Below are 23,495 nucleotides of genomic sequence, written 5' to 3'. Positions count from 1 at the left end.
GCGGCCAGCAGCGGATCTGGCTGGCGACGCCCTTTTTCCTGCCGACCTGGACGAACGGTTCGAAGATCCGCCCTTGTTGACCGTAGGCAATTCCTTCGCCGTTGTCTTCGACGCTGATGATCACCCGTTCGCCATGGCGCCGGGCCTGCAAGCGGATCAGCCCGTCGCGCGCCGTGTGGCGCAAGGCGTTGTCGATCAGGTTGTCGAGGACTCGATCGAGCTGCGCCTGATCCGCCTGCAAGCGTGGCAGCGGGCCTTGCGCTTCGACTTGCAGGGTAACGCCCTTCTGCGCCGCCGAATCGGCGAAACGCAAACGCGCCTGCTCCAGCAGATCCTCGATGGAGCACGGCGCCAGCGTGAGCTTCTGCAAACCGCTCTGATAACGCGAAAAGTTGAGCAGATCGTTGATCAACTGCATCAGGCGCTGCATTTCTTCATTGACCGTGTCGAGCAGGTCGGACTCGCGCGACTCCGGAGGAAACTTAGCCCGCTCGCGGAACAGCCCGAACGCCATGTGCATGCCCGTGACCGGTGTGCGCAATTCGTGAGACGCGCGCAGCACGAACTCGCTGCGCACCCGTTCGAAGGCGCGCTGCTCGGTGACGTCATGCAAAACCATCACGGCGCCGAGGATATGCCCCTGGGTATGGCTGACCGGCGTAAGGCTGTAGGTCAGCAGGCGCGACTCGCCATCGACCTCGATGCTCAAGTCTTCCGGCGCCCGCTCAAGGTTGCCGCCGCGCAACACCAGTTGCAGCTGTGCATCCAGCTCTGGACGCTGAAGCGCTGTGCCCAGGCCCTCGCCGAAACGGTCGCTGTCCCAGCCCAATTGTCGCTGGGCCACCGGGTTCAAGTGTTCCAGACGACCCTGACGGTCGATCATCAGCAAACCGTCATCGATGCTGTCAAGTACCGCTTGCAGGCGCTGCTGGCCAGCGAGCAGTTCGTCGACATTGGTCGCCTGATGCTCGCGCAGGGCTTCGGCCATCAGCCCGAAGCGGCGCGTCAACAGATTGATCTCCATCGCCGAGGACACCGGCAGGGTCACTTCGAAATTGCCCTGGCCGATATTGTCCGCCGCTTTGGCCAACGCTTCGATCGGCGCACCAAAACGCCGCGCAATGCCCTGGGCGGTAACGAAACCAATGATCAGCACTGCCAGCCCCACCAGCCCGAGCAGGCCGGAAATCAGCAGCGCCCGGTCACGGGCAGCGTGCTGGACAGCGTTGATGTTATCCAGCGCGTGCTTGTGCTCGGTGATCAAACCGTTACGCAGGGTGTTGAATCGTTCGCGCAAGTCGCCACTACCACTCAGGGCGGCGCCCGGATCGCGGGAGATATCGAACGCCTCAAGGAAGGTCAGGTAATCGCTCTTCGCCTGACTGAAGCCATATTGGCGATTGTCGTTTTTCTGCTCTTGGGCGATACCCTCGTCGAGCAATTCGAAATAGCGTTGTTTGGATGCTTCGAACGCCACGGGATCGGGTTTCTCGGCAAGCATCATGATCAGTTGATCGCCAAGCGTCTGCCGCAGCTTGAGCCCCAGATCGAGGGTGACGAAGTTGTTGCGGATCAGCGCCTCCTGAGTCCCGGCCATCTGCATCACGCTGACCAGCCCGAGCATCAGCCCGAGCAAGGCCACGGTGATCAGCGCGGAAATGCTCAGGAACAAGCGAGTCCGCAACTTCATCGCCAGTTTCATCGGCGGATGCTCACAGGTTGTACTGCTTGCGCTTGCGATACAGGGTCGAGGCGTCGATCCCCAGAGTCTTGGCGGCCTGATCGAGAGTGCCGGCAGTCGCCAGTACTGCGCCGATGTGGGCTTTCTCCAGCTCATCGAGGCTCAGCGCGGCGCCAACCCGTGGTGCGTTGTTCGCAGGTTGCTCCGCCATGCCGAGGTGACTGATTTCGACACGCTCCTGCGGGCAGATGATGCTCGCCCGCTCGACCACGTTGCGCAGCTCACGGATATTGCCGGGCCAGCGATAACCCAACAGTGCTTCGCGAGCCTCATCACTGAAACCCCGGGCCGGGCGCGCGTATTCCTTCACGAAGCGAGCGAGGAAACGGTCGGCCAGGGTCAGGATGTCTTCGGCCCGTTCGCGCAGCGGCGGCAAATGCAGGGTGATGACGTTCAGGCGATAGAGCAGGTCTTCACGGAAACGCCCGTCGCGCACCATGTCTTCAAGATTGAGGTTGGTGGCGGCGAGAATACGCACATCGGCGCGGCGGGTGACCGGATCCCCTACCCGCTCGTATTCCTTGTCCTGGATGAAACGCAGCAACTTGGGTTGCAACGTCAGCGGAAAATCGCCGATCTCGTCGAGAAACAGCGTGCCGCCATCGGCCTGGTTGACGCGACCCAGCGTGCTTTCGCTGGCCCCGGTGAACGCGCCACGACTGTGACCGAACAGCTCGCTCTCCATCAGTTCGGCGGTCAGCGACGGGCAATTGATGGTGACGCAGGATTTCTTCTCGCGCTTGCTCCAGCCGTGAATGGCTCGGGCCAGCTCACCTTTACCGGTGCCCGACTCACCCAGGATCAGGATGTTGGCGTCGGTGCCCGCCACTTGCCGCGCGGTTTCCAGTACGACTTTCATCGCCGGGCTGTGGGAATCGAGACCGTCCTTGGGTTTGCGGATCTCGCCTTCGAGGGCTTCCAGACGCGCCGACAGCTGGCGCACTTCAAGCTGCTTGGCTGTCGCAAGGCGCAATTGATCCGGGCTGCACGGTTTGACCAGATAATCGGCAGCGCCGGCCTGAATCGCGTCTACCGCGGTATCGACGGCCGAATGCGCGGTGACGATCACCACCCGCATCCACGGCGCCTGAATGCGCATCTGCGCCAATACATCCAGGCCGTTGTCTTCACCCAGGCGCAAATCAAGGAAGCACAGGTCGAACACTTGGCGTTGCAGCAGCGCGTCAGCCTGAGCCGCGCTGTTGGCGGTGGCGACGGTATAACCTTCGTCTTCGAGGCAATAACGAAAGGTTCGCAGGATGGCGGATTCATCGTCCACCAGCAGAATGCGGCCTTGGTGCTCAGTGGCTGATTCCATTTTTCCTACGCTCCATAAGTGAATGTCTTGGGTTAGTCCCGGAAAAATCGGGCAAGTTGCATGGTTGATTCTGATCGATTCCAGTCATTGCAGGGTAGCTCTCTCCTGCCCTAACGGCTAATCAACTGATTTCATTGGTTTTTTAAACATCGCACAGTTTCAGGTCGGTTTCCTGCCTACTTTTCTGACATCCGTACCCTGTCCTCAATTCAAAAATAATGATTTCTCCTACGAAATAATCGTGCATTACGCACGACCCTATGCGGACCATCGTGCAGGATGCGTCGTCAGGAATTTTCATACTGTTTGTAACTGTCTGATTTTATTGGTTTTTCTCAATCAAAAAAGCTGGCACGCAGGCTGCAATACCTCTCTCAGCCCGGGCAGATATGCACTGCCCCAATCGAACAAGAGTGAGGAACCCAGGATGACTCGCCCACGTGCCGCCCAAATGCGTATCTCGCCACTGCACTTGCAGCAGGCCCTGTTTGGCGCACTTGCGCTGCTGGTCACTTTGATCGCTTGCCAGCAATACCTGCGCTGGGAGCAGAGTCAGCAACCTGAGCCACTGATCTCGATGCAACACGCGACGCAGACGCACTTCAGCGCCGTCAGCAGCAGCCAGGCCGACAACGGCGCGATGCGCATGATGGACGTCGACCAGCCACAGCCACTGGGCGACATGCCCCGTGAAGAACGCTGGGTTTTCTGATCAACGAATCTGGGCGCCCCCGCGCCGAGACCGGCAACATCCCTAAATAGAAGCAAGGAGAATCACCATGTTGAGCTGGGCAATCACATTCCTGATCATTGCCATCATCGCTGCAGTACTGGGCTTCGGTGGTATCGCGGGCACCGCCACGGGTATCGCCAAGATTCTCTTTGTCGTGTTCCTGGTGATGTTCATCGCTTCCTTCTTCTTTGGCCGTCGCGGTCGAGGTTGAACATGAAGGGTTTAAAGACACTGGCAGCCGCCCTGCTCCTGGGCGGTAGTGCCATGGCGATGGCGGCCAATGACGGCCAGGCGCGGGTCAACGAACTGTTGAGTTCCGACCCGCAATACAGGGAAACCTGGGAAGGCGTGGTGAAGAAGGAAGAACGCCTGCCGGAATGGGTGATGAACCTGTCCGGTACACCTGACCAGCAGATGAATGCCGTAACCGAAGATGGCGACAAGTATCTGGTCGGCCCGCTCTGCGAATCCGCAGACAAGTGCATGAACCATCGCTTGATCGTCGCGTTCAGTTTCGACAAGAAAGACGCTTACGCCATGCTTGTGGATGTGCCTGAAGGGCTGCCGGCAGACAAGTCGCCAACGCGACATGCCACCTACCGCTTCCTCGGCAAGCCCGACCAGGGCATGCAGGATCTTCTGATGGAAACGCTGAAGAAAGATCCGAACTGGTATTGAACACGAGGGCAGCCGAAAGGCTGTCCTCCATTGCGTCGGCCCGAGGAAGGCCGGTGCATGACCAGGGGGCCGGGACGTTCTGACTGTTGCAGGGTCGGAGTGACCTACGGGTACAGGGAGTGCCTGCGATGAGGGCCGGGTCAGGGTAAAAGCTGCGACGCAAGTTCGCCAGCCGAAGCGGTTTGACGGACTTGCGCTGAGCTTTCAACGTGACAAAACGTTGATCCAGAGCATTCTGCTCTTCATTTTTATCGCCCACACTGCGTGCGAAAGCATTTCGCGGTGTTTCCTGGCGACCGTATATCGAGAAAGAGTCGATCCACCAAGTCGGACATTTAGTTTCCGAACGTAGGCTTTTTCCCAAATTTTTCGTCGAAATCACTCGTTCAAAAAATAACCAACCTACGCTGTAATGGCCGGTTCACGGCACTTATGCCTGCCGAAATGTCGTATTCGAACCGGTTGGGACGCCAGTTTCATTTAAAAAAGCTCATGCCGATTCGGCATAGGGTAGGCGTTTACGGCATTAGACGGCGCAACCTTGCATCGGAATAGTTGCGCCTTTTTTCGCCTGCCGGAGAGCCGTAAACACGCGCTTCGGGGCACCTTATACGGAGGCAGATGCACAGACTTTTCCGCTAAAGAGCGTTCCAGTTCCTGCATGTGCCTGAGTCAAACGCAAGTAAGGGTAAAGATAATGAAGAAGGCAAAGCTTAGCCTCGCCTGGCAGATCCTCATCGGTCTGGTGTTGGGGATTGCAATCGGTGCGTTGCTCAACCATTTCAGTGCCGAGAAGGCCTGGTGGATCAGCAACGTCCTGCAACCGGCAGGCGATATCTTTATCCGTCTGATCAAGATGATCGTGATCCCGATCGTCATCTCTTCCCTGATCGTCGGCATCGCCGGCGTGGGCGACGCCAAGAAGCTCGGGCGTATCGGCCTGAAGACCATCATCTACTTCGAAATCGTCACCACCATCGCCATCGTCGTTGGCCTGCTGCTGGCCAACCTGTTCCATCCGGGTGCCGGCATCGACATGAGCACCCTGGGTACTGTGGACATCTCCAAGTACCAGGCGACCGCCGCCGAAGTGCAGCATGAACACGCGTTCATCGAGACCATCCTCAACCTGATCCCGTCCAATATCTTCGCGGCCATGGCCCGCGGCGAAATGCTGCCGATCATCTTCTTCTCCGTGCTGTTCGGTCTCGGTCTGTCGAGCCTGCAGTCGGACTTGCGCGAGCCGCTGGTGAAGATGTTCCAGGGCGTCTCGGAAAGCATGTTCAAAGTCACCCACATGATCATGAACTACGCCCCGATCGGCGTGTTCGCACTGATCGCGGTGACCGTCGCCAACTTCGGTTTCGCTTCGCTGCTGCCGCTGGCCAAGCTGGTGATCCTGGTTTACGTCGCCATCGCCTTCTTCGCCTTCGTGATTCTGGGCCTGATCGCCAAGATGTTCGGTTTCTCGGTGATCAAGCTGATGCGCATCTTCAAGGATGAGCTGGTCCTGGCTTACTCCACCGCTTCCTCGGAAACCGTGCTGCCACGCGTGATCGAAAAGATGGAAGCCTACGGCGCACCGAAAGCCATCTGCAGCTTCGTGGTACCGACCGGCTACTCGTTCAACCTCGACGGTTCGACCCTGTACCAGTCCATCGCGGCGATCTTCATTGCCCAGCTGTACGGCATTGACCTGTCGATCAGCCAGCAACTGCTGCTGGTCCTGACCCTGATGGTTACCTCCAAAGGTATCGCCGGCGTACCGGGCGTGTCCTTCGTGGTACTGCTGGCCACTCTGGGCAGCGTCGGTATTCCGCTGGAAGGCCTGGCCTTCATCGCCGGTGTCGACCGTGTGATGGATATGGCGCGTACCGCCCTGAACGTGATCGGCAACGCCCTCGCCGTACTGGTCATCGCCCGCTGGGAAGGCATGTACGACGACGCCAAGGGCCAGCGCTACTGGAACTCGCTGCCGCACTGGCGCAGCAAGGAAAAACTGCCGGCCGGTGAAATCTCCAAAAACTGATGCAAAACCCTGTGGGAGCTGGCTTGCCAGCGATGAGGTGCGCACATTCAACATATTCGCTGAATGAACACCGCCATCGCGGGCAAGCCCGCTCCCACAGTGGTTGATGCAAGCCTTACCAACAAACCCCGGAGAAATCCGGGGTTTGTCGTTTCTGGCAGTCCCGCTATCATTCGCCGCATCTTCCGGGGGATTTGACTGATGCTTAATGGCCTGTGGCTTGGCTTCTTCGTCGTGGCAGCCGTTTCGGCGCTGGGGCAATGGCTGATCGGCGGCAACGCCGGGATCTTCGCGGCGATGGTGGAAAGCATTTTTGCCATGGCCAAGCTGTCGGTCGAAGTCATGGTGCTGCTGTTCGGCACGCTGACCCTGTGGCTGGGCTTCCTGCGCATTGCCGAAAAGGCCGGCATCGTTGAATGGCTGGCCAAAGTGCTCGGGCCACTGTTCCTGCGGCTGATGCCGGAAGTTCCAGCCGGACATCCCGCGCTGGGCCTGATCACCCTGAACTTCGCCGCCAACGGCCTGGGCCTGGACAACGCCGCCACGCCGATCGGCCTCAAAGCCATGAAGGCGCTGCAAGAGCTCAACCCCAGCTCGACCATCGCCAGCAACGCGCAAATCCTGTTCCTCGTACTGAATGCCTCGTCCCTGACCCTGCTGCCGGTGACGATCTTCATGTATCGCGCCCAGCAAGGCGCGCCGGACCCGACGCTGGTGTTCCTGCCGATCCTGCTGGCGACCAGTTGCTCGACCATCGTCGGCTTCCTGTCGGTGGCGTTCATGCAGCGCTTGCGGGTCTGGGACCCGGTGGTGCTGGCCTACCTGATTCCCGGCGCGCTGATCCTCGGCGGCTTCATGGCGCTGCTCGCGACGATGTCGGCCACTGCGCTGGCGGGCCTGTCGTCGATCCTCGGCAACCTGACGCTGTTCGGCCTGATCATGCTGTTCCTGGTGATCGGCGCCTTGCGCAAGGTGAAGGTCTACGAGACCTTTGTCGAAGGTGCGAAGGAAGGTTTCGACGTCGCCAAGAACCTGCTGCCGTATCTGGTGGCGATGCTCTGCGCGATCGGCGTATTGCGCGCGTCCGGCGCGCTGGACTTCGGCCTCGACGGCATCCGCCATCTGGTGGAGTGGGCAGGGTGGGACACACGCTTCGTTGACGCGCTGCCGACAGCGATGGTCAAACCGTTCTCCGGCAGCGCCGCGCGGGCGATGCTGATCGAAACGATGAAGACCTCGGGCGTGGACAGCTTCCCGGCGCTGGTGGCGGCGACGATCCAGGGCAGCACCGAAACCACGTTCTACGTGCTGGCGGTGTACTTCGGCGCGGTGGGCATCCAGCGCGCCCGGCATGCCGTCGGTTGCGCGTTGCTGGCCGAGCTGGCGGGTGTGCTCGGCGCTATCGGCGTCTGCTACTGGTTCTTCGGTTAAGGATCAAGGCCGGGCAGGTGGGGCAACCTTCTGCCCTTGTTCCACCGCCCACGCCACCACCTTCGCGGTGAGCCGATCACTGGCCTGACCGAATCCGGCCACTACCGCCGGCACCTGCACATCGCTCAGCGGCTGGCGCTCTTCAAAGCGGCGACTGGCGAGAATCCGCTGGTCATAACCGCGCACCAGCAACGCATCGACCCGCACCACCACGCTGGCCTGCGTGCCCTGATACTCGGTCTGAAATGCCTGCAAGCTGCCACCCAGTTCCAGATCCGCCTGGAAATTGCTGTCGTCGGTGCTCAGCAGCGATATACGCCCGTCACGCTGGAATCCATCCAGTAATCGATTACGCACCAGCACCGGCGCCGGATCGCTCCAGCGCGAGGCCTTATAAGTGCTGATCACGTCACCCTGGGGAATCACCGCGATACCCGGCCGGTTCAGCGCTTCGCTGGCCTGCAGTTTGTTCAGACGCAGCGACCAGTGCTGAGCCGCCGCCGAACCGGCCGAGGCGGGCGCCTGTGCGGCTGGCAAACGGTAGACGTCCAGCGGTTCGGACTTGGGCAGGATCGAGCACGCGCTGATCAGCGTGAAGCCGGCGAGGAGGGCGAGGCGAGTCAGCTTCATGGCGTGAACTCCTTGTTCTTGTCACTGCCCAGCAGGTAACCGCTGGGGTTGGCCTCCAGACGTTGGGAAATGGCGCGCAGCGAATTCAGAGTCTCCCTCAGTTCGCGGATCGCCGGGGCAAGGCCGTTGAGACCCTGCATGCCACTGTCGAGGGAGTTCTGGTTCTTGCTGAGCAGGCCGTTGATGGTGGCGCTGCTTTGCTCCAGGGACTTCATCGCCTGCTCGGCGCTGCCCAAGGCCTGCTTGCCCTGATCGTTGAGCAGGCCGTTGGCGTTGCGCATCAGCGCCGATGTCTGTTCGAGCATGTTGCCGGCCTGTTTGCCGACCGTCGCCAGTTGCTGCATGGCCTGGCGCAGGTCGCCGCGCTGATCGTTGATCGAGCCGGTGGTCTGCTCCAGATGCGCGAGAGTTTTGCTCACGCGCTCGATGTTGTCGGCGGAGAACATCTGATTGGCATTATTGAGCAACGTCGTGACCCCGCTCATCAAATCGTTGCTGTCGCTGAGCAGCCGCGAAATGGGCGAAGGCGAGGCGACGATGGTCGGCAAGTTGCCGTCATGGCCCTTGAGTTTCGGGCTTTGCGGCGTGCCACCGCTGAGCTGGATGATCGACGTGCCGGTGATGCCGGCCAGGGCCAGTTTGGCCTCGGTGTCTTCCTTGACCGGCGTGTCGCCGGCCAGGCGAATGCGTGCCAGCACTCGACGCGGGTCCTTCGGATCAAGGCGCAGGCTGACCACATCGCCGACCTTGATCCCGCTGTACTGCACCGGGCTGCCCCGGGACAGGCCGCTGACCGCCTCGTTGAAGACGATTTCGTAATCCTTGAACTCGGTGTCGACGCTGGACTTGGCCAGCCACAGACCGAAGAGCAGGGCGCCCGCCACCACAATCACCGTGAACAGGCCGATCAATACATGATGGGCTCGGGTTTCCATGTCAGACCTCGTTGAGCTGTTTGGCGGCGTCCAGCGCCGAGCGGCCGCGAGGGCCGTGGAAGTATTCGTGAATCCACGCGTCGTCGGTTTCCGAGACCACGTCGATGGGACCGGCCACCAGCACCTTCTTCTGTGCCAGTACCGCGACGCGGTCGGTGATGGTGTAGAGCGTGTCGAGGTCGTGAGTCACCAGAAACACGCTCAGGCCCAGCGCGTCGCGCAGGGTCAGGATCAATTGGTCGAACTGCGCGGCGCCAATCGGATCGAGGCCGGCAGTGGGTTCGTCGAGAAACAGAATGTCCGGGTCCAGCGCCAGCGCCCGGGCCAGTGCCGCGCGCTTGATCATGCCGCCGGACAGCGAGGCCGGGTACTTGTCCGCCGCCGACAACGGCAGCCCGGCCAGCGCCAGCTTCACCGCCGCCAGATGTTCGGCATCGTCGCGGCTCAGGCCGGCGTGTTCGATCAGGGGCAGGGCGACATTCTCGGTGACGGTCAGCGACGAGAACAGCGCGCCTTTCTGAAACAGCACGCCAAAGCGCCGCTCGATCAGCGAACGCTCATGCTCCGGCAAGCTTGGCAGGTTCTGGCCGAACACTTTGACCATGCCTTCGCTGGGCTGGCGCAGGCCGACGATGCTGCGCAGCAACACCGATTTGCCGCTGCCGGAGCCGCCGACCACGGCCAGGATTTCGCCTTTGTACAAGTCCAGGTCGAGGTTCTCGTGCACGCTTTGGCTGCCGAAGCGATTGCACAGGCCACGGACTTCGATCACCGCCTCGGAAGGCGCGCGGGGTAGACGACTCACCAGCCCATCTCCATGAAAAACAGCGCGGCAACCGCATCGAGCACGATCACCACGAAAATCGATTGCACCACGCTTGAGGTGGTGTGGGCGCCGACCGATTCGGCGCTGCCGCTGACCTTGAAGCCTTCCAGACAACCTATGGCGGCGATCAGGAACGCGAAGATCGGGGCTTTGACCAGGCCCACCAGGAAATGTTGAATCCCTATGTCGCTTTGCAACAGCGACAGGAACATCGCCGGCGAGATATCCAGCGACACCGCGCAGACCACTGCGCCACCGACGATCCCGCAGATCATCGCCAGAAAGGTCAGCATCGGCAGCGCCACCAGCAGCGCCAACACCCGGGGCACCACCAGTAATTCCATGGGGTCGAGGCCGAGGGTGCGAATCGCGTCGATTTCCTCGTTGGCCTTCATCGAGCCGATCTGCGCGGTGAAGGCACTGGCGGTGCGGCCGGCCATCAGGATCGCCGTGAGCAGCACCCCGAACTCGCGCAGGAAGGCGAAGCCCACCAGATCCACGGTGAACACGCTGGCACCGAAACTCGCCAGCACCGTCGCCCCGAGGAACGCCACCACCGCGCCCACCAGAAAGGTCAGCAACGCGACGATGGGCGCGGCGTCGAGGCCGGTCTGTTCGATGTGGGCGATCATCGGCGTGATCCGCCAGCGCTTGGGCCGGAACAGGCTGCGAGCGATGGTTTCGAGGATCAGGCCGACGAAACCGAGCAGCTGCAAAGTGTCCTGCCAGACCGTATCAACGGCCCGGCCGATACGGGTCAGCAATTGCACGCTGACGCTGATTTCCGGTTCCTTGATCGGTACGCAGAAGTCGGTCAGCGAGCGATACACGGTTTGCAGCAAGGCGCGGTCGGCGCTGGAAATCGTGCAGTCGGGGTGTTCGGCGGACTTGCTCAGCCGCTCGGAGCCGAGCAGTTCCACCAGCAGCGACGCACCGGCGGTGTCGAGGGCGCCGAGGCCGTTGAGATCGATGGGGGTGTTGGCGTCGTACTGGCCGTGGAGCGTTTCGCTCAGTTGCTTGAGGTCGGCGTAATGGGCAAGCGTCCAGTCCCCGGTGACCCGCAGGCGGGCAGGGGTGATCGAGGTGTCCAGGCGGGCACTGCCGGTCATTGGGCTGCTGGTCATAAGCTCCGTGCTTGTTCGGCTGAATACGCTGGCATACGTAATAGCACGAACCCGGTTACTTTTCTTTGGTCGGTGTGCTGTCCGTGACCTCGAAGCGCAGCACGCCGATTACCTGACCGTCTTCGGTCAACACCCGCACCTGCCATTTGCCCGCCGGGTTGCCGGGGAAGTTCTGCTTGTGGGTCCAGGCCCGGTAGCCTTCCTTGCGCCCGCCGTGGATGTCGAGGGCGATGCGGTCGACCTCTTTGCCGTTGAATTGCCAGACGTGATAAATCCGCTCATCAAGCCCGCGCGGCGCGTTGATCGCGGTGTAGGCATAGAGCCCGCCGCCACGGATCTGTTCGGCGCTGACTTCCTTGAGGCTGGCGCCCGGAACCCGGTCCTGCACCTGGGTGCTGATCGCCACGTCGGTCATCCACAGCGTCGCTGGCGGCACCCACGAACGCAGGACCCAACCGACGCCACCGATGCCGACCGTGATACACAGGATCGCCAGCGCGTTGCGCACGGTGCGGATCGGGAAGATCGACGCCAGGCTCGGGAACGACAACACCACCGCAATCCCCAGCGCCCATTTGAAGCTTTGCGAGGTGGTCAGGTGCATGATCACCGGCAGCGCGGTGAGCAGGGCGGCGAACAGGGTCAGGGTGTGCAGCGCGAGGAACGCCCAGCGCCGTGGCGCCAGCCATTTGTAGTAGAGCGGGTCAACGATCGAGATCAGCGCCGCGATGCACAGCAGCCCGGTGAAAAACAGCTGGCCGCTGTTCCAGGTGGTGGTGATGAAGAAGAACGGCAGGACGAAAAACAGGCTTTCCTGGTGGATCATCTGCGTCGCGTAACGCAGCAGCGGCTGGGGGATTTCCCGTTTGAAGATCCGCGTGAACAGCTTGGTCAGGCTGTTTTCCAGCATCAGCCAGATCCAGCTCAGCAGCATGATCGTGGTGATCCAGCTCGCCAGCCCCTGTTGCCGGTCGACCAGAATGAAACTGCCGACCCCGGAGATGAAACCGCCGAGCGCAATGACCCCGGGGTAGCGCTTCATCAGTTCGAGAATGCGCTGGATCAGGAGGGTCAATTTAGACATTTGGGCGGTTCACGACTGGATAGGAAAAAAACCTCGACAGAGTACCGCCCGCCGGGCCGTGTGGCGAGGCTGCCGGTCAGTCCGGATCCACGGATTTGCGCCGATGCAGGCGCCAGCCGAGCAGGATCAGCACCAGCACGCCCAATCCGCCCGCCAGCAGCCACAACACCTGATCGTCGCTGAGCAGCGGTTTCTCGATCCGCAGATAGCCGGGCTGCAGCAGCAACTCGCGCATGGCCTTGTTCGCCGCCTCCAGCGTCACGCCTTGCAGCTCCCGCGCAGGATCGGCAAAGCGGCCATCCTCGTAGTCGCCCAGCGCGCTCCAGTAGTAATCGGCCAGGGCACTGGTGCCTTGCACGGCCCAGGCCTGGTGGGCGATGGCGGCTTGTTTCAAGCGATTGAAGGTGTCGGCATCGAGGCCGTTTTTCAGCAGGTCGGCCTTGAGGTCTTCCAGCACCTGTTCGGCTTCGGCGATGTCACCGCGATCCAGGTCGGCGTTGAGGCTCATGAAGCCGACGCCACCGAACACCTCGCGTTCGGCCCACGGCCCGTAGGACAAACCGTGGTTCAGGCGCAGTTGGCGGTACAACGCCCACTCCAGGTATTCCTTGAGCAGGTCGAAGGTTTCGTCGTACTGATCGTCCAGCACCGGCTCCGGCACCAGCCAGTGCAGCTTGGCGCTGTTGCCGATGAAGCCGCGCGTGATCGTGCGTTCGTGGGCGGCGCTGGCGCGGATGTCCGGCAACGGACGGTGTTCGCTCGGCTCTACCGCTTCCAGCGCGCCCCACGCCCGTTCCAGATAGGCCGGCAGCAGTTTGTCGAGGTCACCGACGACGATCAGGGTCATGTTGTTCGGCGCGTACCAGGCCTTGCGCACCTTATCCAGCTGCTCGCGGGTCAGGCCATCGACTTCGGCCCGCTGCGGGCATTTGAGGCCCAGTTCGACCGCCAGCTGATTGCTCGCGGTGTGGCCCAGGTCCTGCCGGTCGAGGAAGCGCTGCAGGCGGGTGTAGTGACCACCGTCCTCGCGCTCGACCACCCGCTTGGCGGCGTTGATCGCGTTGTCGTCGAAGCGGGTCTGGGTCAGCAGAGCCAGCAGCAGGTCGAGGACCTTGCGCTGGTTTTTCGCCGGGGCTTCGATGACGAACGTGGTGTCGGCGTTGCTGGTGAAGGCGTTCCAGTCACCACCGAGGGCCTGCATGCGCTCTTCGAGACCGCCTTCGCCGGTGGCGTCGATGCCGCTGAACAGCAAGTGTTCGAGCAGGTGCGGCAGCTCTTTTTCATTGCAGTCGAAATCGTCCAGACCAACGCCGATCACCAAGCGGATCGCCACGTGCCCACGCTCGGTGCCGGGCTTGAGCAGCAATTGCAGACCGTTGGGCAGCGCATAGCCTTCGACCTGAAAACGATCCAGGGCGAAAGCGGGCAGGGAACCGAGCAACAGACAGGCGAACAACAGGCAACGCATAACGAGCTTCCATACGGCTGAATTGGAGATCCGTGTCGTCAGTCCGGCTGCGAGGCCGAACCTTGAGTTACTGACTGACCACAACCCCAGACGTTCAAGGCGAATGCGTGATGTCCGCCATATCGTCCGCCGCCAGCGCGCCGGTATCGGAAGTTTCCAGCACCACGTAGGCGCTGCTGCAGAACAGCGAGTTCAGGCGTTTCATGTCGGCAATCAACTCCAGGTGCAGCGAACTGGTCTCGATACTCTGCACGATCTTGCGTTGCAACCGGCTGACATGGGCGTGGGCCAGACGCCGTTCCTGTGCGCGAAAGCGACGTTTCTCGCGCAGCAGCTGACGAGCGCTTTCCTTGTCGCCGCTGAGGAACACCGACAGCCCCAGCCGCAGGTTGGCGATCAGTTGCTGGTGCAGCCCGGCCAGTTCTTCCAGCCCGTCTTCGGAGAACGACCGGCGTTGAGAAGTCTTCTGCTGCTGCACTTTGCGCAGCATGCGTTCGATCAGGTCGCTGGCCAGTTTGAGGTTGATCGCCAGTTCGATGATCTCCGCCCAGCGCCGACTGTCCTGCTCGCCGAGATCTTCGCGGGGCATCTGCGCCAGGTACAGCTTGATCGCGCTGTACAGCGCTTCGACGTCATCGGTCAGCTTGCGCATTTCCTGAGTGATGGCGGTCTGCTTGCCGCGCAGCACGTCGAGGGTCGCGTCGAGCATGTTGTCGATCAGGTCGCCCATGCGCAGGGTTTCCCGAGCGGCGTTGGCCAGCGCCAGACTCGGCGTGACCAGCGCGGTGGCGTCGAGGTGACGCGGCTTGGCGGTGCCGTTGACCTCCGGACGCTCCGGCAGCAGCCAGGCGCACAGCCGCGCCATCGGCCCGACGCTCGGCAGCAGGATCAGGCAACGCGCGGTGTTGTAGAGCAGGTGGAAGCCGATGACCATTTCCTGCGGGCTGAAATCCAGGCTGTCGATCCAGTGCACCAGCGGGTCGAGCACCGGAATGATCAGCAGCAGCCCGATCAGTTTGTACAGCAGGCTGCCCAGCGCCACCTGCCGGCCGGCGGCGTTCTGCATGCTGGTGCTCATGAACGCCAGCACGCCGCTGCCGATATTGGCGCCGATCACCAGACCGATAGCCACCGGCAGACTGATCACCGCAGCGCCAGCGAGCGTGGCAGTCAGCAGCACGGCGGCGAGGCTGGAATAGGAAATCATCGCGAACAACGCGCCGACCAGGGCGTCGAGCAGGATATCGCCGGTCAGCGAGGCGAAAATCACCTTCACCCCTTGGGCATGGGTGATCGGCGCAGCGGCCTCGACGATCAATTGCAGTGCCAGAATAATCAGTCCAAGCCCAATGGACACACGGCCCATCTGCCCGAGCCGCGTCTGTTTGCGCGACAGAAAGAAAATCACCCCGATAAAAATCAGCAGCGGCGACAGCCACGACAGGTCGAACGTCAGCACCCGCGCCATCAGCGCCGTACCGACATCGGCACCGAGCATGGTCGCCAGGGCCGGGGTCAACGCCATCAGGCCCTGACCGACAAAGGACGTCACGAGCATGGCGGTGGCGTTGCTGCTCTGCACCATCGCGGTGACGACGATGCCGGCGACAAAGGCCAGCCAGCGTTTGGACATGTTCTGGCCGATCACGTGGCGCAGATTGGTGCCGTACACCCGCAGGATGCCGGTTCGGACGATGTGCGTGCCCCAGATCAGCAGGGCCACGGCAGACAGCAAATTCAGCAGGGTGAGCATGCAGACCCCCTGTAATAGCAGCGCCCCAGAGGGGCAAGTTGACGGTACCGCGCAATTTCTACGTTCTGATACTTAAGCTGTAGTTGGCTAACGGTCTGGGCGCCAGCATTGCACAGCTAAAGCGGAGATTGAAACAAAAGTGTCATGAAAACAGGTTCATGCAGCCATGAAAAAAGGGCCCGAAGGCCCTTTGATCTGTTGCGCAGCGTTCGGGTTACTGACCCGGAATATCCTTGCGCAGTTTCACCGGATCCTGCTGTTTGCGTTTTTTCGCGATGGCGGTGCGCATCTTGATGTTGATCGCTTCGACCGCCAGCGAGAACGCCATGGCGAAGTAGACGTAGCCTTTCGGTACGTGCACGTCGAACGACTCGGCAATCAGCACGGTACCGACCACCAGCAGGAACGACAGCGCGAGCATTTTCAGCGACGGGTGCTTGTCGATGAACTCGCTGATCTTGCCCGAGGCCAGCATCATCACCAGCACGGCCACGATGATCGCCGCAACCATGACCGGAACGTGGGACACCATGCCGACGGCGGTGATCACCGAGTCAAGCGAGAACACGATGTCGATGATCGCGATCTGGATGATGGTGTAGAGGAAATTGCCGCCCTTGCCCGAAGGCTCGTCGCCGCTCTCATCTTCACCTTCCAGCGCGTGGTACATCTCCTGGGAGCTTTTCCACAGCAGGAACAGGCCACCGAAGAACAGGATCAGGTCGCGACCGGAAATGCCCTGGCCGAACACTTCGAACAGGTCGGCGGTGAGGCGCATGACCCAGGTGATCGACAGCAGCAACAGGATCCGCGTGATCATGGCCAGGCCAAGACCGAAGATCCGGGTGCGCTGCTGCATGTGTTTGGGCATGCGGCTGACCAGGATCGAAATCATGATGATGTTATCGATGCCCAGAACGATTTCCAGGGCGGTCAGGGTGAAGAAGGCAACCCAGATCTCAGGGTTGGTCAGCCATTCCATGTGTATTCCTTTGAGCGAGTGTTAAACCAGGACGCCAGCAATCAGCTGGCGTCCTGGTGAGTTTGGTGCCGTTACAACGTGCTGAACAGCGGGAAAGTCCCCAACAGCAAGGCTGCGACCAGTATGCACAGGCAGACCAGCACTGCCCACTTCAGGGTGAAACGCTGATGATCGCCGAACTCGATCCCCGCCAGTGCGACCAGCAGGTATGTCGACGGCACCAGTGGGCTCAGCAGGTGAACCGGCTGACCGACGATCGAGGCACGGGCCATTTCCACCGCGGTGATGCCGTAATGGCTGGCCGCTTCGGACAACACCGGCAACACACCGTAGTAGAACGCATCGTTCGACATGAAGAACGTGAACGGCATGCTCACCAGCGCCGTGATCACCGCCAGGTACGGGCCGAGGAAATCAGGGATCACCGCCAGCAGGCTTTTCGACATCGCATCGACCATGCCGGTGCCCGACAGGATACCGGTGAAAATGCCTGCCGCGAAGATCAGACTGACCACCGACAGCACGCTGCCGGCGTGGGCGGCGACGCGATCCTTCTGCATTTGCAGGCAAGGGTAGTTGACGATCATGGCAATACTGAACGCCACCATGAACAGCACCGGCAGCGGCAACAGGCCGGCGATCAGAGTGCACATCAGGGCCAGGGTCAGCAGGCCGTTGAACCAGATCAGTTTCGGACGGCGGGCATCCGGGAATTGCGAAACGCTGATTTCGCTGTGATCGATTTCGTCGCCGATCAGGTGCAGCTCGCCCAGACGCGCACGCTCACGTTTGCCGTAGAAGTAGGCAATGATCAGGATCGCCACCACACCGGCAGCCATCGCCGGGATCATCGGTACGAAAATGTCCGACGGGTCCACGTGCAGCGCACTGGCGGCACGGGCGGTCGGGCCACCCCATGGGGTCATGTTCATCACGCCGCCGGCGAGGATGATCAGACCGGCCATGATCCGCGGGCTCATGCCGATGCGGCTGTACAGCGGCAGCATGGCGGCCACGCAGATCATGTAAGTGGTCGCGCCGTCACCATCGAGGGAAACGACGAGCGCCAGTACGGCGGTGCCGACCGAAACTTTCAGCGGGTCGCCCTTGACCAGTTTGAGGATCTTGCGCACGGCCGGGTCGAACAGGCCGGAGTCGATCATCAGGGCGAAATACAGAATCGCGAACATCAGCATCACGCCGGTCGGCGCAAGCTTGGTAATACCTTCGAGCATCATCGGGCCGATCTTCGGCGCAAAGCCACCGAACAAAGCGAACAGGATCGGGATGATGATCAGAGCGATCAGCGCAGACAGGCGCTTGGTCATGATCAGGAACATGAACGTGATGACCATGGCGAAGCCAAGGAAAGTCAGCATGGGAATACTCCAGGCGTAGCGCGGCTAGGTAAGTGAGCGGATCGGCGGGATCAGCGCAGAACGGGAATCACGAGGCGTACGGGCGGAGTGTCAGAAAAAAGGCGTGGGAGGAGGCGGGTTACAGAGGACATCAGAATCACCATTGTTGTTGTTAATTGGGCCTGTCGTGCGAGCAATCACACGCGTTGGCCAACCGGTCTGTTGCCGGCAGTGGGGGCGATCCTAATCGGGGAACCTTTCAGCTACCTTTCGCGCAAGAAAGCTTTGGGCGAACGGCCAACCGGCCGTCGGATGCGGGCTAGAGTCAATGAACACGGGAAGCGGAGGGCAGGGCGATGACTGAGTTGCACGGCGGTGGCTGCCATTGCGGACATATCCGCTATCAGTTCAGCGGCGCGTTGCAGGACATCGCCCACTGTCATTGTTCGATCTGTCGAAAGGTCAGCGGTGGCATCGTCACTACCTGGATCACGCTGCCGGCGGCGAACTTCCAGTGGCTGGCGGGGACGCCTTCGCGCTATGACTCATCGACCAGTTGCGCCCGGTTCTTCTGTCCGAACTGCGGCGCACAACTGGCGCTGGTAACGTTGCTCAGTCCCGAGAGCATCGATCTGACGATTGCCACACTGGATCACCCGGAGCAGGCCGCCGCCGAGCGGCATATCTGGACCGACAGCCAGTTGCCGTGGCTGCACCTGGACGAGCATTTGCCGGGCGAGCCCGAAGAAACCATCTGATTAAAAAACAGACAGATCCAGCGGCCGCATCGCGCCCATCCAGATCGCGTGTTCGGTGTGATCGAGCAAGTCATCGCCGGTGTCCGGGTGCAGGAACACCACCAAACCCTTGCGATTGAGCGCCAGCCACGGCAGCACGTCGCCGATCAGCTCCGGGCCGAAGGCCAACTGGCAGCTCCAGTCCGAGTGCGGGCCGATCGGACGTTCATGCACGCGGCCCATCTTCAATGGGAATAATTGCGCGGCCTGCTCACACAGCGCCCGCGCCTGTTCGATCGTGCTGGCGTCGTAATAAACATGGGCGTGATAACCCTTGATCGTCTGCATCGCAAACCCTCTGAATCGGTTCGAACCCTCGGCGTTGCCCGTATGTCACACGCCATACAAGGGAAAACAAAAGGGACCTCAGCCATGAAAAATGCCGAAACCCCGGCGGTGAAAGTGGTGCTCTATGGTGCCATGAGTAGCCTGGGCAGTGCGTTGATGGCTGAACTGCTGCGTCGCCAGCACGAAGTCATCGCGATCCTCGACGATCTGACGGCGCTCGCGCCTCGGCCGGGTCTGCGCACCAAAAGCGGCGATCTGCTGGATGCCGAGCGGGTCAATCAGAGCGTGGCCGGCAGCACGGCGGTGATCTGCCTGCTGAATGCGCCAGGCTTGCCGCTGAGCAGCGATCATGTCGAGAAATCCGTGGTGCTGGGGCCGGTGGAACAGGTGCTGGCGGTGGATGCGTTGATCGACGGATTGCAGGCGGCGAACATCTCGCGGTTGTTTGTCATCGGCGAATTCGAGGCACTGGACGACCCGGAAAACGCCGACCCGCTGCAACGCCACGCCGCCGAAGAAGTGCGCGAAGCCCTGCAAAGCAGCCCGCTGCACTGGACGCTGGTGAACGCACCGCGCAGCGTCGCCGGGCTGACCATCGAGCATTTCAGTCAGGTCGGCCGCACGCTTGAACCGGGTCTGGCCGAACCGCTGGAACGCCTGAACCGGGTGGCGGTGGGGATTGCCGATGAGCTGCGGCTGAATCTGCATCTGCGCCAGCACGTGGATTTTGTCGCCGCCTCTTGATCCGTTACACAGCAATCGAAGGCAACGGCAGCCCGGCCAGGGATTCGGCGCTGCTCGCCTGTTCGGCCATCAGCCAATCCACGAACGTCTGGATCAACGCGCCCCGGCGCTTGCGTTGCGGCAGCACCACGTAATAACCGAGGCGCGACAGGGTGGTTTCGGCGATCGGCCGGCACAACAGTCCCTGGGTAAGCAAGTTATCCACAAGGTGCCGCCAGCCGATCGCCACGCCCTGACCGCCAATCGCGGCTTGAATCAACAAGGTGTAATTGTCGAAGCGCAGTTGGCCCGGGGCCGGCGGCGTGCTGATGTTCAGCGCGCGAAACAGACCGCTCCAGTCGAACCAGTTGCTGCTGTTTTCTCCGCGCAGGTGCAGCAATGGAAACTCCATCAATGCCTGGGCCGGCAAGGGCAGGGGGCGATCCTTGAGCAGTTGCGGGCTGCACACCGGAAACACTTCTTCGCTGAACAACCAGTGACTTTCGCCCTGTTTGAAGCGACCGTCGCCGAACAGAACGGCAACGTCGATATCCGGACGCAGCATGTTGTGATTGCGTTCGCTGGTGACCAGGCTCACGTCCACCTGTGGATAAGCTTCATGGAAGCGGTGCAGACGCGGCATCAGCCAATACGCGGCGAAAGCGAAATCGGTGGCGACCTGCAGCACTTCATGTTGCTGTTGCGTGCTGATCGCGCTCAATCCTGCGTCGATATTCTGCAAACCGAGGGTAACCTGCTCGAACAGGATCGAGCCGACCTCGGTCAGTTCGATGCCCCGGTAGATGCGATCGAACAGTCGCGTTCCGAGCTGTTCCTCCAGCCGTTTGATCTGCTGACTGATCGCCGGTTGCGTCGTGCCGAGCTCAACCGCCGCAGCGGTAAAACTGCAATGACGGGCCGCCGCCTCGAAGGCGCGCAACAGGTCCAGCGACAAAACACCGAGGGCTTCATACATAAGCTGTGCTTATCCTAGTCATTGTCCGGCGCGGGCTTTACCGGATATTGCGGGGAATCCATGCTCGATCGCAGCAATGTCGCATAAATATTCACTATGGAATGCCGCGATCACATGAAGCGCAAGAACATTCTTTTCATCATGGCCGATCAAATGGCCGCGCCAATGTTGCCGTTCTACGGCCCATCGCCGATCAAACTGCCGAATCTCAGCCGCCTCGCCGAACAAGGCGTGGTGTTCGATGCCGCCTACTGCAACAGCCCGCTGTGCGCGCCTTCGCGCTTCACCCTGGTCAGCGGCCAGTTGCCGAGCAAGATCGGCGCCTACGACAACGCCGCCGATTTCCCCGCCGACATTCCCACTTACGCGCATTACTTGCGCCGCCTCGGTTATCGCACCGCGCTGTCGGGCAAGATGCATTTCTGCGGCCCCGATCAACTGCACGGTTACGAAGAGCGCCTGACCAGTGACATTTATCCGGCCGACTACGGCTGGGCGGTGAATTGGGACGAGCCCGACGTGCGGCCGAGCTGGTATCACAACATGTCTTCGGTGCTTCAGGCCGGCCCGTGCGTGCGTACCAACCAGCTCGATTTCGATGAAGAGGTGGTGTTCAGGGCTCAGCAATACCTGTTCGACCATATCCGCGAGGACGGCGATCAGCCGTTCTGCCTGACCGTGTCGATGACTCACCCTCACGATCCGTACACGATTCCCAAGGCGTTCTGGGATTTGTACGACGATGCGAATATCCCGCTTCCGACGACGCCGGATCAGCATTCACTCGATCCGCACTCCCAGCGTTTGCTCAAGGTCTACGATCTGTGGGACAAGCCGCTGCCTGTGGATAAAATCCGCGACGCACGCCGCGCGTACTTCGGTGCATGCAGTTATATCGACGCCAACGTCGGCAAACTTCTGCAAACCCTCGAAGATTGTGGGCTGACGGACGACACCGTCATCGTGTTCTCCGGCGACCATGGCGACATGCTGGGAGAGAAGGGCCTCTGGTACAAAATGCACTGGTACGAAATGGCCGCTCGAGTGCCCCTGTTGATAAGTGCACCCGGTCAGTTCAAATCGGGCCGTGTCAGCTCTGCCGTCTCCACCGCCGACCTGTTGCCGACCTTCGTCGAACTGGCCGGCGGCAGCCTGGAACCAAGTCTGCCGCTCGATGGCCGTTCGTTGGTGCCACATCTGCAAGGGCAGGGCGGTCACGACGAGGTATTCGGCGAATACATGGCCGAAGGCACTGTCAGTCCGCTGATGATGATCCGCCGTGGCGCCTTCAAATTTATCTACAGCGAAACCGACCCTTGCCTACTCTTCGATGTGGACAACGATCCGCGCGAGCAGGAAGAACTCAGCCAATCACCGCAACATCGCCAGCTTTTCGACGATTTTCTTGCTGAAGCACGGGCCAAGTGGGACATCCCGGCGATCCACCGTGAAGTCCTCGAAAGCCAGCGTCGCCGGCGCTTCGTCTCCGAGGCGCTGACGATCGGCAAGCTGAAGAGCTGGGATCACCAGCCGCTGGTGGACGCCAGTCAGCAGTACATGCGCAACCACATCGACCTCGATGACCTGGAGCGCAAGGCCCGTTATCCACAACCCTGCCAAAACCAATAACGTTAAGGGGAAGTCCATGGTCAAGTTATCCACAGTCGTGACGGTCAGTCTGCTGGCACTGGGCAGCGCATCCGCGTTCGCCGAGAGCTGCGACACGGTGAAAATGGCCGACCCCGGCTGGAGCGACATCGCCGCGACCAACGCCATCACCGGGTTTCTGCTGGAGGGCATGGGCTACAAGGCCAAGGTCGACACCCTCGCGGTGCCGATCACCTTTGGCGGCTTGAAGGATGGCCAGGTTGACGTGTTCCTCGGCAACTGGATGCCGGCGCAGCAGGGCTTCTACGACAAGTTCGTGGCCACCGGTGACGTCACCCAACTGGCGAAGAATCTCGACGGCACCGAATTCACCCTGGCCGTGCCGGATTACGTGTGGGATGCGGGTGTGCATAACTTTGCCGACCTGAATAAGTACGCCGATAAATTCGAGAAGAAGATCTACGGCATTGGCTCCGGTGCGCCGGCGAATATCTCGCTGCAGGAGATCATCAAGAAGAACGACTTCGACCTGGGCCAGTGGAAGCTGATCGAGTCCAGCGAACAGGCGATGCTGGCCGAAGTCTCGCGGGCGGTGAAGAAGCAGAAGTTCGTCACCTTCCTCGGCTGGACTCCGCACCCGATGAACGTGCAGCTGAAAATGCATTACCTCAAGGGTGGCGAGAAGTACTTTGGCGACACGGGTAGCGTCTACACCCTGACCCGCAAGGGCTACGCCGAGGCCTGTCCGAATGTGGGTAAATTGCTGACCAATCTTGCGTTCACTCAGGAGATGGAGAACAGCATCATGGCCGAGGTGGTGAACAAGAAGGTCAGCAATGCGGAGGCGGTGAAGGCGTGGATCAAGGCGAATCCGGCGGTGTTGGACAAGTGGCTTGATGGGGTGAAGACGGTGGATGGCAAAGATGCATTGGCGGCGGTTAAAGCGAAGCTTTGATCGCGGTGTGCTGAAGGTCTGAGTTCGCTTTAGATCTTTTCCCCCCTCACCCCAACCC

General features: G+C 61.0%; 22 protein-coding genes. 9 read left to right on the top strand and 13 right to left on the bottom strand.

What is annotated here, in order from left to right; genetic code table 11:
* On the bottom strand, positions 1-1,702 hold a 1,702-nt coding region (locus C1X29_RS27080; protein ID WP_102718837.1), incomplete at its 3' end, for a KinB sensor domain-containing domain.
* Positions 1,703-1,712: 10 nt separating this feature from the next.
* Complete coding sequence (gene algB, locus C1X29_RS27075; RefSeq protein ID WP_007954049.1) at positions 1,713-3,059, bottom strand: sigma-54-dependent response regulator transcription factor AlgB; 1,347 nt, start codon at positions 3,057-3,059, stop codon at positions 1,713-1,715.
* A gap of 427 nt (positions 3,060-3,486) precedes the next feature.
* On the opposite strand from algB, the gene C1X29_RS27070 reads away from it, so the two are divergent.
* From C1X29_RS27070 to C1X29_RS27045, 5 genes are all read left to right on the top strand, one after another.
* Positions 3,487-3,771 (top strand): hypothetical protein, encoded by a 285-nt coding sequence (locus C1X29_RS27070; RefSeq protein WP_102718836.1) that lies wholly within the window; start codon positions 3,487-3,489, stop codon positions 3,769-3,771.
* A 67-nt stretch (positions 3,772-3,838) separates the two neighbouring features.
* Positions 3,839-4,003 carry a DUF1328 domain-containing protein gene (locus tag C1X29_RS27065; protein WP_003177151.1) on the top strand — a complete coding sequence of 55 codons (165 nt, stop codon included), beginning with the start codon at positions 3,839-3,841 and terminating at the stop codon, positions 4,001-4,003.
* Between the two features lie 2 nt (positions 4,004-4,005).
* On the top strand, positions 4,006-4,470 hold the full coding sequence (locus C1X29_RS27060) for an inhibitor of vertebrate lysozyme family protein (protein ID WP_085748037.1): 465 nt from the start codon (positions 4,006-4,008) through the stop codon (positions 4,468-4,470).
* A gap of 697 nt (positions 4,471-5,167) precedes the next feature.
* Positions 5,168-6,499: a glutamate/aspartate:proton symporter GltP gene (gene gltP, locus C1X29_RS27050; protein WP_064379587.1), complete on the top strand. Its 1,332-nt coding sequence runs from the start codon at positions 5,168-5,170 to the stop codon at positions 6,497-6,499.
* 201 nt (positions 6,500-6,700) lie between these two features.
* Positions 6,701-7,930 carry a nucleoside recognition domain-containing protein gene (locus C1X29_RS27045; protein WP_102718835.1) on the top strand — a complete coding sequence of 410 codons (1,230 nt, stop codon included), beginning with the start codon at positions 6,701-6,703 and terminating at the stop codon, positions 7,928-7,930.
* 3 nt (positions 7,931-7,933) lie between these two features.
* Here C1X29_RS27045 and C1X29_RS27040 read toward each other — a convergent pair whose 3' ends face one another.
* The 9 genes from C1X29_RS27040 to C1X29_RS27000 all read right to left on the bottom strand — a co-directional run bounded on the left by C1X29_RS27040 (position 7,934) and on the right by C1X29_RS27000 (position 18,111).
* Positions 7,934-8,560 (bottom strand): ABC-type transport auxiliary lipoprotein family protein, encoded by a 627-nt coding sequence (locus C1X29_RS27040; protein WP_102718834.1) that lies wholly within the window; start codon positions 8,558-8,560, stop codon positions 7,934-7,936.
* On the bottom strand, positions 8,557-9,495 hold the full coding sequence (locus C1X29_RS27035; RefSeq protein WP_102718833.1) for an MlaD family protein: 939 nt from the start codon (positions 9,493-9,495) through the stop codon (positions 8,557-8,559). The genes C1X29_RS27040 and C1X29_RS27035 overlap by 4 nt, the downstream gene beginning before the upstream one ends.
* A gap of 1 nt (position 9,496) precedes the next feature.
* Positions 9,497-10,300 carry an ABC transporter ATP-binding protein gene (locus C1X29_RS27030; RefSeq protein WP_039764888.1) on the bottom strand — a complete coding sequence of 268 codons (804 nt, stop codon included), beginning with the start codon at positions 10,298-10,300 and terminating at the stop codon, positions 9,497-9,499.
* Positions 10,297-11,445, bottom strand: coding sequence for an ABC transporter permease (locus C1X29_RS27025; protein ID WP_102718832.1), 1,149 nt, complete (start codon positions 11,443-11,445; stop codon positions 10,297-10,299). The genes C1X29_RS27030 and C1X29_RS27025 overlap by 4 nt, the downstream gene beginning before the upstream one ends.
* A 55-nt stretch (positions 11,446-11,500) precedes the next feature.
* The gene (locus C1X29_RS27020; RefSeq protein WP_039764894.1) at positions 11,501-12,529 is read right to left on the bottom strand and encodes a DUF5924 family protein; all 1,029 of its coding nucleotides are present in this window, start codon (positions 12,527-12,529) and stop codon (positions 11,501-11,503) included.
* 76 nt (positions 12,530-12,605) lie between these two features.
* A complete protein-coding gene (locus tag C1X29_RS27015; RefSeq protein ID WP_102718831.1) occupies positions 12,606-13,997 on the bottom strand; it encodes a pitrilysin family protein in 1,392 nt (463 codons plus the stop codon).
* Between the two features lie 94 nt (positions 13,998-14,091).
* Entirely contained in the window at positions 14,092-15,750 is a 1,659-nt protein-coding gene (locus C1X29_RS27010) for a Na/Pi cotransporter family protein (RefSeq protein WP_085748032.1), read from the bottom strand.
* Between the two features lie 214 nt (positions 15,751-15,964).
* The gene (locus C1X29_RS27005; RefSeq protein ID WP_085748031.1) at positions 15,965-16,732 is read right to left on the bottom strand and encodes a TerC family protein; all 768 of its coding nucleotides are present in this window, start codon (positions 16,730-16,732) and stop codon (positions 15,965-15,967) included.
* 71 nt (positions 16,733-16,803) lie between these two features.
* A complete protein-coding gene (locus C1X29_RS27000) occupies positions 16,804-18,111 on the bottom strand; it encodes a CitMHS family transporter (RefSeq protein ID WP_007954069.1) in 1,308 nt (435 codons plus the stop codon).
* A 335-nt stretch (positions 18,112-18,446) separates the two neighbouring features.
* Here C1X29_RS27000 and C1X29_RS26995 point away from each other — a divergent pair, with 335 nt between their 5' ends.
* Entirely contained in the window at positions 18,447-18,848 is a 402-nt protein-coding gene (locus tag C1X29_RS26995) for a GFA family protein (protein WP_085748030.1), read from the top strand.
* Here the strand turns inward: C1X29_RS26995 and C1X29_RS26990 are convergent, their stop codons facing one another.
* Complete coding sequence (locus C1X29_RS26990) at positions 18,849-19,175, bottom strand: DOPA 4,5-dioxygenase family protein (RefSeq protein WP_102718830.1); 327 nt, start codon at positions 19,173-19,175, stop codon at positions 18,849-18,851. It abuts the gene before it with no gap.
* Between the two features lie 84 nt (positions 19,176-19,259).
* On the opposite strand from C1X29_RS26990, the gene C1X29_RS26985 reads away from it, so the two are divergent.
* Positions 19,260-19,919 carry an NAD(P)-dependent oxidoreductase gene (locus C1X29_RS26985; protein ID WP_102718829.1) on the top strand — a complete coding sequence of 220 codons (660 nt, stop codon included), beginning with the start codon at positions 19,260-19,262 and terminating at the stop codon, positions 19,917-19,919.
* Positions 19,920-19,923: 4 nt separating this feature from the next.
* On the opposite strand, the gene C1X29_RS26980 is transcribed toward C1X29_RS26985, so the two are convergent.
* Entirely contained in the window at positions 19,924-20,874 is a 951-nt protein-coding gene (locus C1X29_RS26980; RefSeq protein WP_102718828.1) for a LysR family transcriptional regulator, read from the bottom strand.
* Positions 20,875-20,988: 114 nt separating this feature from the next.
* On the opposite strand from C1X29_RS26980, the gene betC reads away from it, so the two are divergent.
* Positions 20,989-22,503, top strand: coding sequence for a choline-sulfatase (gene betC / locus C1X29_RS26975; RefSeq protein ID WP_102688223.1), 1,515 nt, complete (start codon positions 20,989-20,991; stop codon positions 22,501-22,503).
* Between the two features lie 16 nt (positions 22,504-22,519).
* Positions 22,520-23,437 carry a choline ABC transporter substrate-binding protein gene (gene choX, locus C1X29_RS26970; RefSeq protein WP_102718827.1) on the top strand — a complete coding sequence of 306 codons (918 nt, stop codon included), beginning with the start codon at positions 22,520-22,522 and terminating at the stop codon, positions 23,435-23,437.
* The last annotated feature ends 58 nt before the right edge of the window (positions 23,438-23,495 follow it).

It is taken from the genome of Pseudomonas sp. GW456-12-10-14-LB2 (assembly GCF_002884345.1).
Lineage (GTDB): Bacteria > Pseudomonadota > Gammaproteobacteria > Pseudomonadales > Pseudomonadaceae > Aquipseudomonas > Aquipseudomonas paraglycinae.
This window is presented reverse-complemented; position numbering and strand designations above follow the sequence as displayed.